Source organism: Lachnobacterium bovis (assembly GCF_900111325.1).
In the GTDB taxonomy this organism is placed as follows: Bacteria; Bacillota; Clostridia; order Lachnospirales; family Lachnospiraceae; genus Roseburia; species Roseburia bovis_A.
Genome location: NZ_FOGW01000037.1, coordinates 1 through 10,379 on the forward strand (window position 1 = coordinate 1; position 10,379 = coordinate 10,379).

The 10,379-nt window shown below is 32.9% G+C and carries 12 protein-coding genes and 1 pseudogene; 9 read left to right on the plus strand and 4 right to left on the minus strand.

Going from position 1 to position 10,379, the window contains the following annotated elements; all coding sequences use genetic code 11:
• The first annotated feature begins 462 nt into the window (after nucleotides 1-462).
• The 3 genes and pseudogenes from BMY79_RS11105 to BMY79_RS11125 all read left to right on the plus strand — a co-directional run.
• Nucleotides 463-2,787, plus strand: coding sequence for a glycoside hydrolase domain-containing protein (locus BMY79_RS11105; RefSeq protein ID WP_027422500.1), 2,325 nt, complete (start codon nucleotides 463-465; stop codon nucleotides 2,785-2,787).
• Between the two features lie 778 nt (nucleotides 2,788-3,565).
• Nucleotides 3,566-4,135 carry an ORF6N domain-containing protein gene (locus tag BMY79_RS11115; RefSeq protein ID WP_051132224.1) on the plus strand — a complete coding sequence of 190 codons (570 nt, stop codon included), beginning with the start codon at nucleotides 3,566-3,568 and terminating at the stop codon, nucleotides 4,133-4,135.
• Between the two features lie 238 nt (nucleotides 4,136-4,373).
• Nucleotides 4,374-4,622, plus strand: a pseudogene (locus BMY79_RS11125) (recombinase family protein); the annotation flags it as partial.
• Nucleotides 4,623-4,883: 261 nt separating this feature from the next.
• On the opposite strand, the gene istB reads toward BMY79_RS11125, so the two are convergent.
• Both istB and istA read right to left on the minus strand, forming a co-directional pair.
• Entirely contained in the window at nucleotides 4,884-5,633 is a 750-nt protein-coding gene (istB, locus tag BMY79_RS11130) for an IS21-like element helper ATPase IstB (RefSeq protein ID WP_027422497.1), read from the minus strand.
• Entirely contained in the window at nucleotides 5,626-6,918 is a 1,293-nt protein-coding gene (gene istA / locus BMY79_RS11135) for an IS21 family transposase (protein ID WP_022750446.1), read from the minus strand. Before istA ends, istB begins: the two co-directional genes overlap by 8 nt.
• 99 nt (nucleotides 6,919-7,017) lie before the next feature.
• On the opposite strand from istA, the gene BMY79_RS11140 reads away from it, so the two are divergent.
• The 6 genes from BMY79_RS11140 to BMY79_RS11165 all read left to right on the plus strand — a co-directional run bounded on the left by BMY79_RS11140 (nucleotide 7,018) and on the right by BMY79_RS11165 (nucleotide 9,871).
• Complete coding sequence (locus tag BMY79_RS11140; RefSeq protein WP_022750447.1) at nucleotides 7,018-7,923, plus strand: ParB/RepB/Spo0J family partition protein; 906 nt, start codon at nucleotides 7,018-7,020, stop codon at nucleotides 7,921-7,923.
• A gap of 102 nt (nucleotides 7,924-8,025) precedes the next feature.
• The gene (locus BMY79_RS11145; RefSeq protein ID WP_081642878.1) at nucleotides 8,026-8,382 is read left to right on the plus strand and encodes a helix-turn-helix transcriptional regulator; all 357 of its coding nucleotides are present in this window, start codon (nucleotides 8,026-8,028) and stop codon (nucleotides 8,380-8,382) included.
• 11 nt (nucleotides 8,383-8,393) lie between these two features.
• Nucleotides 8,394-8,708: a hypothetical protein gene (locus BMY79_RS11150; RefSeq protein WP_074730980.1), complete on the plus strand. Its 315-nt coding sequence runs from the start codon at nucleotides 8,394-8,396 to the stop codon at nucleotides 8,706-8,708.
• 9 nt (nucleotides 8,709-8,717) lie between these two features.
• Nucleotides 8,718-9,071, plus strand: coding sequence for a DUF4417 domain-containing protein (locus tag BMY79_RS11155; protein WP_074730981.1), 354 nt, complete (start codon nucleotides 8,718-8,720; stop codon nucleotides 9,069-9,071).
• A complete protein-coding gene (locus BMY79_RS11160; protein WP_022750450.1) occupies nucleotides 9,072-9,551 on the plus strand; it encodes a hypothetical protein in 480 nt (159 codons plus the stop codon).
• A complete protein-coding gene (locus BMY79_RS11165; protein ID WP_022750451.1) occupies nucleotides 9,551-9,871 on the plus strand; it encodes a hypothetical protein in 321 nt (106 codons plus the stop codon). The genes BMY79_RS11160 and BMY79_RS11165 overlap by 1 nt, the downstream gene beginning before the upstream one ends.
• Here BMY79_RS11165 and BMY79_RS11170 read toward each other — a convergent pair.
• Together BMY79_RS11170 and BMY79_RS11175 are read right to left on the minus strand one after the other, a co-directional pair.
• Complete coding sequence (locus BMY79_RS11170; RefSeq protein ID WP_022750452.1) at nucleotides 9,868-10,146, minus strand: hypothetical protein; 279 nt, start codon at nucleotides 10,144-10,146, stop codon at nucleotides 9,868-9,870. The genes BMY79_RS11165 and BMY79_RS11170 overlap by 4 nt on opposite strands.
• The coding region (locus tag BMY79_RS11175) for a recombinase family protein (protein ID WP_143065858.1) at nucleotides 10,131-10,379 on the minus strand (249 nt) is incomplete at its 5' end. The genes BMY79_RS11170 and BMY79_RS11175, both read right to left, overlap by 16 nt.

Below are 10,379 nucleotides of genomic sequence, written 5' to 3' on the forward strand. Positions count from 1 at the left end.
CAAGCTGGAAAAGTAATTGCCATTTATCATTTGTGTATTGAGCCGGCACATATGTGGTGGCTTATTAGTTATGCACGATTTCGAAACTATAGAAAAATCTTATTTTACTATTGACTTTATATTTGCAGGCTCGATTTATTCCAAAGAAATGGTCTGTATATGACGAATTAAGACAGGAAGTGGTGGTGTTTTTGGAAGATGAAGAGATTGATGCTGCAAATGCAGCTGCTCTTTGTGGCTTACTGGTATAACCACGATCTGGAGCGAATCAGGGAAAGATTCAAGGGTCGTGAAATCAAGACTTCAAAGGATATCAGGGATTGAAATAATGGCGAGATACTGATTGCTGTAATTCACTGCTTAAGTGTGATATAGTTATAATAGTAAAAATAGATTAAGCACAAGTCTTTATAGGGAAAACCTGCAATGACTTTTCTTATGTCCAAAGGGAGGAAATATTATATGGATAAAATGGTACTAGAAACTCAAAAATGGCTCAATAATACGTATGGTAAAGATAGTCGTTATACTAGAGTTGAAGAAAACGGACACACTGGTAGGAATACCATTAACGGACTAATTATTGCATTACAGATTGAATTAGGAATTCAGGAAACAGCACCTAATTTTGGAGCAGGTACAACAAGAAAATTTAATGAACGATATCCTAATGGTGTTAAACAACAGTCAGATGGAGATAAAAAAACAAGCAATGTTTACTCCATCATTCAAGGGTCGCTATGGTGTAAAGGGTATTCTACTGGCAATCATATTACTCAAAATTTTTATGATGGAACAGGTAAAGCTATAAAAGGAATAAAAAAAGATATGGGTATTGGTGGAGATTCTACTGTAACAGTAGATGTTATGAAAGCTTTACTTTCCATGCAGCAGTTTGTTTTGTTAAAAAATTATGGCGGAAAAGAAATTGTAAGAAGTATTCAGCAAACAATAAATCAAAAGCATAGAAATTACACAGGAATCATTCCGTGTGATGGATTATATGGTAGAGAAATGAATACTGCATTGATTAAAATCTTACAGTCTTTAGAAGGTTTTTCCGTTGAAGAAGCTACAGGATATTTTGGAAATGGTACTAAAAGTCGTCTGAAAAAAATCAATAGCTCAAATGTTACATCATACGAGGAGTGGGTATGGTTAGCGAAAGCAGCTTTAAATTGTATAGGATATAACTGTGTTCAAAACTATTTATGGGATGAAAAATTTGAAACACAATTATCAAGTTTTCAAAAAGAATATAAGATTTCGAATACCAAAATCCTAGATACTGACACATGGATGGAGTTGTTAACTAGTAAAGGTAATCCTAATAGAAAAGCTCAAGCATGTGATACAAGATTTGAAGTTACAGCACAATTATTAAATAAGTTGAAAACAGACGGATATGAAATTGTAGGCAGATATTTAACTGGAGGTTCTTTTAAAGAAATTAGAGAAGGAGAATTAAATAGAATCGTTAGTGGTGGATTAAAATATTTTCCTATATTTCAAGAAAATGGAAGAGACATCAGTGAGTATACTTACTTAAATGGATTGGAGCATGGTAAAAAAGCGAGTGAGGCAGCATTGGCAAAAGGTGTTCCAACAACCGTGATTTATTTTGCTGTAGACATGGATGTGTATGATTATCAAGTAGATACTCATATTATTCCTTATTTTAAAGGTATTAACGAAACTATTGATCCTCGATATAGCGTTGGGATTTATTCATCTAGAAATGTTTGTACACGAATTGCCGAAATCGGATATTCTGTTTCAAGTTTTGTATCTGATATGTCTACAGGTTTTAGTGGTAATTTAGGTTTTCCAATCCCTAAAAATTGGAATTATGATCAATTCCATGAAATTCAAGGATATGGTGGCTCATGGGATTTAGATAAGGTTGCCTATAGCGGTAGAGTCGAACCATGTAATAAGGTCCTTCCAAAAGAAGAATATCGTGCAGAAGAAGCTATGTTTATTAATTGGGTGAAAGTGACAGAAAAAGACTGTTTAAAGAATTTTAATAATGTTATGCAACCTTGGTACGGATATAGTTTTGTCACAGGGCGTGCTATTTTAGAATATTTAAGAAAACCTACTTATTGGGAAGATAGCTATATCGGATTATGGAAAATTTATACACCCGAAACAGGATTTGATGAGAAAGAAGTAGCGGCAAGAGGAATTTGTCAAACTACATGTGAGAAACAACCACAAATCAAGGAAAGTGTAAAAAGTTTTGAAATTGAGCATATGTCTGCAACAGCTTTAGGATATATTCATTGGGGTATATCCGATAATAAAGGCGATTATAGCTTAGGTGATTTAGGTGGTTGGACACTAGATCTTTTACAGATTTTCGGTTCTTATACAAGGGAAGCGAAAAATCAAGATTTAGAAAGTTGGTTAAAAAACAACCTAGGCAATAATGTAGATGGAAAAGGTTTTGGTTATACAGATGTACTTGCGGATGCTGAAGGATTTTTGTTAGTGAAAGAAATGAATAGTAGGAAAAGTGAAACAAGATTTTCTGAGTCTGTGTCAAAAATTTATGCATTGGAAAAAAATAAACGTATTAAAATGTTTTATAAAGAAAGATTTAATTCTTCAAAGAACAATGTTATTTCATCTTTTCAGAAATTAGCTGATGGTATTGATATTGGTATTATTGAGAATATAGATAAAAATATGTTGTTAAAAGCAGCAAAATCAGATACACTACCAACAAAAGAAGAAGCAAAAACTTTAGCATCTGTTTACGCAGATTTTATGGAAAAATGCTAGTATATAAAAAAGGGTAGCATTATAAAAATAATTCCTCTTTTTATAAAGGAATATCATCAAAATTTATAACGGAGAAAAGTGTAATTAGAGAAGATATAAGTAGGCAAATTAGTGAAAAAATTATGATTACAATTTTACACAGTATTTTACAGAGTATTAAAAGATAATTAGGCTTATTCTCTGTAATTCGTAAAGAATACGTTTTGAAACTATTATTTTTTTTATGTTCCATGATGTAAATTTTAAGGACAATAGAAATAATAAAAAAAGCATACCCTGTAAAATTATATGCAACAGTATAATTACGAGCTAATTGTATTTGCTCTGAAGAATTATATGCATAAGGGTCTATGGATGTGGGGAGAAAACTGATGAAATAATATTCTCCTAGAATTACCATTGCGATAATGGTGATTCCAATTAACCAAAGTAGATTAGAAAGTAATTTCAATTTTTTCATAATAATCACATCCTTTTCATCATATTATGTAATAGTATAGCATAAAATTTTTTAATTGTACACGCATTTGTGGGAAAACCTGCAAGTCCTGAGAGTAAGTTTACTCCAGGAGATGTTCAGATGATTGAAGATTATCATAACCTCAGAGAAGAGCAGCAAAAGCGTCTTATGGCTTATATGGAGGCCTTGAAGAAGATAGAAAGTCTTGAAGACATGTAGATATAGTTCTAAGTCTAATATGCGTTTACAAATTTGAACCGATGCTTTGTGGTCGATTATTTCGACCACAAAAAACATCTTTGTTTGAATATAGAATACATGAAGTCGCAAAATGCGACTTCAAGTTGGGGCGGTAAAAGAAAACTTCCTTATGCTTTTACTGAGCAGGGAATATATATGCTTGCTACGGTTCTTAGAGGAGAATTAGCAGAGCAACAAAGTATTTTTATCATGCGAGCTTTTAAGGAAATGCGTCACTATATCCGTCAGAATCAGCAGTTTGTAACTCAGTCTGAAATGAGCATGGTTACTGCTAAGGTTTCAGAGTTATCTGTGCAAATGGCAGGAGCAATTGATCATCAGAAGAAAACGGATAAGGCAATTGAAGATATTCAGAAAAGTATTGACACCTTGAATGAGAATTTTGTTTCAGATAAAGATTTTAAGAATTTCATAATCTATAAAGGTCAGAAGTTTGAAACAGATGTTGCTTACATAGATATCTATCAGCAGGCAGCAAAATCAATTTATGTTGCTGACGATTATATGAATACTAAATCGCTACAACTATTATCACAGAAAAATCCAGGAGTGGAAGTGGGCTCTTTACGGAGAATGGGCATGGCAGGAGAGGATTTCTCACGACATCTGTGGTTGATGATTTTATAAACCAGTATCCACCGCTTCGGATTAAACCAAATCAGGATTGTCATGATAGACTTATTGTTCTCGATTATGGATTGCCAACAGAGCAGGCATTCCACTGTGGAGCATCAAGTAAGGATGCAGGACGAAAACTCTGTGCTATTAACAAGGTGGAATCGGTACAAATGATTCGTTCGGTTGTTGATGCTTTGTTAAAACTTCCAGATAAAAGTATTTAAAGGAGATGATATTATTTGTAAAAGATGATGTTTCTTTTGTTCTTGTATTTAAGCTTTCTAGATTTGGTAGAAATGCGGCTGATGTTCTCAATTCACTTCAGATTATGCAGGATTTTGGAGTGAATTTGATCTGTGTAGAGGATGGAATTGATTCATCAAAAGAAGCCGGAAGACTTATGATTTCTGTACTGTCAGCAGTCGCTGAGATTGAGCGTGAAAACATACGTGTACAGATTATGGAAGGCCGTATGCAAAAGGCAAGAGAAGGAAAGCAGATTTAGAGGACCGCCTCAGTAAGACTTATGATAAAATCGAAGAGATAGAAAATGCCTTAGTAGAGGCTAAAGCTAAGAAGAAGTCGATACTTGCTGAAAAGGTTTGTGGAGATAATATCTACAAAGCTCTAATCTTTTTTGACAAAATGTATGATCCAATGAATGAAGCGGAGCGCAGAGAGTTCCTGACACAATTCATTGAAAAGGTATAAAGTGTCAAGTATTTATGTACAAAAAGTTTTATATTATTATGTACAATTACTCTGATGGTTTAATATAATCTTTGACTCTATATGATCTACCATTTATTGTAATTACTTTAGAATGATGCAGTATTCTGTCTAATATCGCGTTTGCTACAACAGCATCATAAAAAATGTTATCCCAGTCATTAAAATTTATATTTGTTGTCAAAATAGTGCTTTTCTTTTCATACCTCATATCTATCAGTTGAAAAAATAGATTTGAATCTTCTTTGTCGATTGGCAAATAACCTAGTTCATCTATAATTAATAGCTTATACCTGTTTATATACTTTAATACGCTATCTAATCGGTTTTCAATTTTAGCTTTTTTTAATCTTTGTAAAAGATTATTACACTTTATGAAATATGTACTATACCTTTTACTTGCTGCTACAATCCCTATAGCTGTTGCAAGATGTGTTTTTCCAACACCGCTACTTCCAAGAAAAACTATATTTTCTGCATTTTCCATAAATCTTAAAGTAGCTATTTCTAAAATGTCCTGCTTTTCTACACATGGTTGAAATTCGAAATCATAATCTTCTATAGTTTTTACAAACGGAAATGCTGCAGCTTTAATCATAGATTTTGCAGCTGTTTCCGATTTATAATCTATTTCATATGTGCAGAGTTTTAATAAACCATCTGAGAATGATAGCTTATTTTGAGAAACAAAGTTTGATACTTCTTCAAGATGTTCTTTCATTTGAATTAGTTTTAATTTTTCCAAACTCATACTAAGTTGTTGATAAGTACTACTCATGACCTAAAAATCCTCCTAATAATGCTAAATTTTCTTTTGCTCTTGCCTCTATATCTTCTTCTTTAAAAGAATGAGATTTTCTTGCAATCTCAATATAATCTTTTTTATGATAATTTAACTTTTGAGTTGATATTTTATGTACTGTCACAAGCTTTGTGTTATAATACACGTGGATATAACCATCGTAAGCTTGTATAGTTAGTGTTTTGCCTAGATATTCTGGTGGGACAGAGTACTGATTACCGGCATAATTAATCATACTTGATTGATTCACTTTTAATGGCTTTGTGGTTATCTGATAAGGCTTTCTTATACTTTTCATTGGTAGGTGAGATAAGAAAGTCTTTTCTTTATTGAAATACATAATAGGAATAATACCTGTATCTTTGACAACTTGGGTATTTACCCTGTTGTTAATACGAGTTACAAGCTTATTTAATCCATCATAATCAAGTTTTCCATTATAAGCCCTTATCTCATCAAGTATCTTCATTGGTGCCTCAACTTTAGCCTTAGTACGCGGTCTTCCAGCTATGCATGGCCTAACCTTAAATCCATAATCATTTGCAAACTGTTGAAATTTTGCATTAACCTTACCTGCAAAGTTCTCTGTCCTTGCTACATCCATAACAGTACTCATGTTATCAGTAACTATTTCTTCAGGCACACCACCAAATGTTTCAAAAGCTCCATCTAAAAAGTTAAATAGAACATCCTGGGTTTTTGAAATAGACAATCTGTAAACCCTATATCTTGAATATGAGAGCAATAATACAAATACATTTATAGTAACAGTTTCTCCATTCTCTAGTAGAAAATTAATTTTTTCTTTCCAATCAAGCTGTGCCTGCTTTCCCATAGAAGTTTCATATCTAACAGTTACTTGATTAACATTTGAAGGTCTACGTCGTTTAAAATAATTTTCAAATTCATCATAAGTCTTTAAATATACGCAGAAATTTACGTAACTACCTGAATAATTATAATTATCAACTAAGTATTGCCATAAAATCGATTTATAGTAAAAAATTTGCGGATTATCTGGATCCAATAACTCTTTAATTACATCATAAAAAGGTGTAATACAGTTATTACATTTAAGGGTTTTTGATTTTTCAAATCCATTAATATATTTATCTACGGTTCTACGATCTATACCTAATTCTCTGCTTATTTGGCTTTTATTTACTTTCAAAATGCCTTCCTCCATAAATGGTTTTAATTTATATAAATCATTAACTGATTCAATCTTTAAATCTGATATGATATCTGATTTTATAATCATTGTGAGTTCCTCCTGTTTAACTCATATATCATATCATTTGTACATTTTTATTTAATATTTTTTGTACATAAATAAGTATAACTTTATAGGTTTTAGACTATGACGAGAAAAGGAAGTAATATCAGCTTAAAGAGCTATGAAGATATTTTTACAACTGAAGAAAAAAGACAAGAGACTGGTGAACACATAGTTATGGTGCCGGTAAAGCAGATTCATGAGTTTAAAAATCATCTTTTTAAGGTCCTAGATGATGAAGATATGAAAAAAACAATTGATAGCATTAGAGAATATGGCGTGTTGGTTCCTGTCATTATTCGTCCAGATGGTAATGGAGAATATGAGATGATATCTGGCCATAGAAGAAGGTATGCATCAATTATGGCTGGCAAACAAGAAGTTCCAGCAATCATACGTGAAATGGATGATGATACAGCGACTATTTTGATGGTGGATTCTAATCTTCAAAGAGAACATATTTTGCCAAGTGAAAGAGCAAAGGCCTATAAGATGAAGATGGAAGCGCTAAAGCATCAGGGAAAGCGAACAGATCTTACTTCGTGCCAAGTTGGCACGAGGTTACGTGCAGATGAAGAATTAGCAAAGCAAACCGGTGAAAGTGCAAGAACAGTACAGAGATTTGTGAGACTTAACAGTCTTATTCCAGAGCTTTTGGAGCTTGTTGATGAAAGAAAAATAGCATTTAATCCTGCCGTAGAAATTTCTTATATGAAACCGGAAGAACAAAAAGATTTTTATGAAGCTATGGAGATTGCGCAAACAACTCCATCATTATCCCAGGCACAGCGTTTGAAAAAATCAAGCCAAGAAGGAACATGTACTGCAGAATTTATAGAAAGAATAATGGAAGAAGAAAAGAAGAATCCACTTAATAGAGTTGTATTTGATAGCAGTATTTTGAAAAAGTATTTTCCACAACAAACAACAGCTAGAGAAATGGAGATACAGATCCTTCAGATTTTAGAGCAATGGTCTAAGAAAGCATAAGCATTTTGTTTTATCATGATTCTAGACTCATGATTTTCATGAGTCTGAATTATTTTAAAAACCATGTCAGAAATACTGACATGATAAAACGAATATGTTATAATGAAGATGTCAGAAAAGCTGACACGGAGGTGCAACATGGATAAAACAATTGCCGATAGATTAAAAGAAGCAAGAAATAAAATAGGCATGTATCAAGAAGATGCTGCACGTTGTATGCAAATGTCTCGACCAACCCTTAGTGCGATTGAGTCAGGCAAAAGAGCAGTGACAGCAGAAGAAATTCGAGATTTTTCTTCTTTATATCATGTATCAAGTAACTGGTTGTTATATGGTGATAATCATGAGGAAACTGCCAAAATACAAAGATTAGGAAAGTATTATCAGCTTTTCTCAAAGTTAAACGGTTCAGAGCAAAATGAAGTAATTAGTTATATGGAGCAGATGTTGAGTAAATAAGGGGGGCGCCTATGGTTGCATTAAAATTATTTAGAATCATTATCCATTTCATGTTAAAGATTATTTTTTTACCAATACAGATAGTATTAACTGTCCTTATATCTATGCTTGATTTCGCAAGTGGCGTCATCAGCGTAGTGTTTGGACTAGTTGGTGGAATTTTTGTATTGCTGGCTTTTAGCTTTTTGTTTACGTCACCAATTGACTGGAAAATGTTTATGGAGGCGTTAATCTTTGGATCATTAATAGGAGTACTTCCACATTTAGTACGTTATTGTGGAGACACTATTCTAATGTATATAAAAGAGTTATTAGATATGATTTAAAATAGGGCACTGCAGTTATGGAATATTTATCGCAGCAGAGCCATTGGTTTTTGGCTTCAGGTTAATGGTGTGAAAGTAATACCAAATCTAAGATTTGGAGATAGACGTACATATCGTATTTGCTGCGATGGAATTGAAAAACATTGTATAATTGCGGTTGGTTCTCATGGAAATCTTAAAATAGTACAGGACAGAGAGATATTTCTCAATGGTCTAGATGTTGTTGTAAAAAAATTACAGCCGGTGGCTATTGTGGTATATGGTGCTGCACCTGAAAAGTATTTTAAGAAGTATATAGATGCAGGAATAAGAATTGTGCAGTTTGATAGTAGTTATGCTACCTCTCATATGGAGGTGGTGTAAATGGGTGCTGGGTATCATGGTGGTTTTGGAAATACTGATGGTGCAACGCATATAAATAATGATAATAAAAAGTATGAGACTGACGAGTCATTAAAATCAGAACTTAGAAGCAATAATATAAAATTTAATGAAGCTGATATGGTTTTCATTACTCGTGACAAGACAGGTCAAATAGTATGGCTTGAAAATGGTAGTTCTTCAGCTGGATTAACACATATTTTGGATGGAAAAGATGGAAGCCCTGGACATGCAAAAGATTTTGAAAGAGCGTTTGGCGTCCAACGACAAAATGTTGGTTTATACCTAAAAGAGGTTATAAAAAATGGTTCGGTGGTTAGTAATCGACTTGTAAACATAGGTAATGGAAGGCAAGGCTACGAGAGGGTTTATGAGTATAAAGGAAACTACTATACAATGACAGGAATTGGTACGAATGGTTTTATTGTTTCAGCGTATCCATTTAGAAAGGATGATTTATAATGTATACAATCAAATTGATGAATGAGTATCTTCATGGCCCTATATGGGTATACGATGAAGAGGGATTTATAAGAAGGAAATATCCATTAATCGATAGCAATGAAGATTTAAAAAAACTGAATGAACAAGCAAGAAATCTATATGATTCTTTTTATTCATTTAATGAAGACGATAGCGCATGTGTTTTTGATGAGGATGGATATAAGGCAGCGTATGAAGAGATGAATGGCATAATTAAGCAAATAGTTCAGAAATTGCAGTCAATTAATAATAATGATTTTGTGATTGAAGACTATATTACGAAAGATATTACAGATTAATCTTGAGGCGGTATTATTTCTTCAAATCCTAAATCATATTTCAACTGTTCAATGTCAACAGTTTCGTGAACAACACGTTTCCCGCTGTATTTAGTATGCTTTTTCGAAGTAGTACCATCTGGATTTTCGATGATATTGCTTCGAGATACTTTTATGGATTGAACGGTGTCAAATATTTTAGGTAAAATAATAGCAGGATGATGGTTTGAATAATGATATTCGCCTTCAGTTGTGTTTACATATGAGTCACCAATATATTTTACATTACTAAGCATTTTTTGTTATAAATTTTAGAAGTACCTTGTTCGGCAGAAGAGCGAATTCCCCAAGTAATGTTTTCGCTTCTACTTTGATGTTCCATTTCGGCAACAGCTAGATGTGCAGTAAGATGAGTATATAAATCAGGAGTATTAGAATCTATTCCTTCTGCTTCGAAATGAACTGTAACACCTGTGGTGGCAAGTTTTTGAATTGCTTGTAAAGCGATAACGATATCTCTGCTGAAACG

What these genes read in the sequence shown, in the direction of transcription:
- BMY79_RS11105 (WP_027422500.1), top strand. Translation starts at nt 463, where the DNA reads ATGGATAAAATGGTACTAGAAACTCAAAAATGGCTCAATAATACGTAT.
- BMY79_RS11115 (WP_051132224.1), top strand. Translation starts at nt 3,566, where the DNA reads ATGAAGTCGCAAAATGCGACTTCAAGTTGGGGCGGTAAAAGAAAACTT.
- istB (WP_027422497.1), bottom strand. Translation starts at nt 5,633, where the DNA reads ATGAGTAGTACTTATCAACAACTTAGTATGAGTTTGGAAAAATTAAAA.
- istA (WP_022750446.1), bottom strand. Translation starts at nt 6,918, where the DNA reads ATGATTATAAAATCAGATATCATATCAGATTTAAAGATTGAATCAGTT.
- BMY79_RS11140 (WP_022750447.1), top strand. Translation starts at nt 7,018, where the DNA reads ATGACGAGAAAAGGAAGTAATATCAGCTTAAAGAGCTATGAAGATATT.
- BMY79_RS11145 (WP_081642878.1), top strand. Translation starts at nt 8,026, where the DNA reads ATGAAGATGTCAGAAAAGCTGACACGGAGGTGCAACATGGATAAAACA.
- BMY79_RS11150 (WP_074730980.1), top strand. Translation starts at nt 8,394, where the DNA reads ATGGTTGCATTAAAATTATTTAGAATCATTATCCATTTCATGTTAAAG.
- BMY79_RS11160 (WP_022750450.1), top strand. Translation starts at nt 9,072, where the DNA reads ATGGGTGCTGGGTATCATGGTGGTTTTGGAAATACTGATGGTGCAACG.
- BMY79_RS11165 (WP_022750451.1), top strand. Translation starts at nt 9,551, where the DNA reads ATGTATACAATCAAATTGATGAATGAGTATCTTCATGGCCCTATATGG.
- BMY79_RS11170 (WP_022750452.1), bottom strand. Translation starts at nt 10,146, where the DNA reads ATGCTTAGTAATGTAAAATATATTGGTGACTCATATGTAAACACAACT.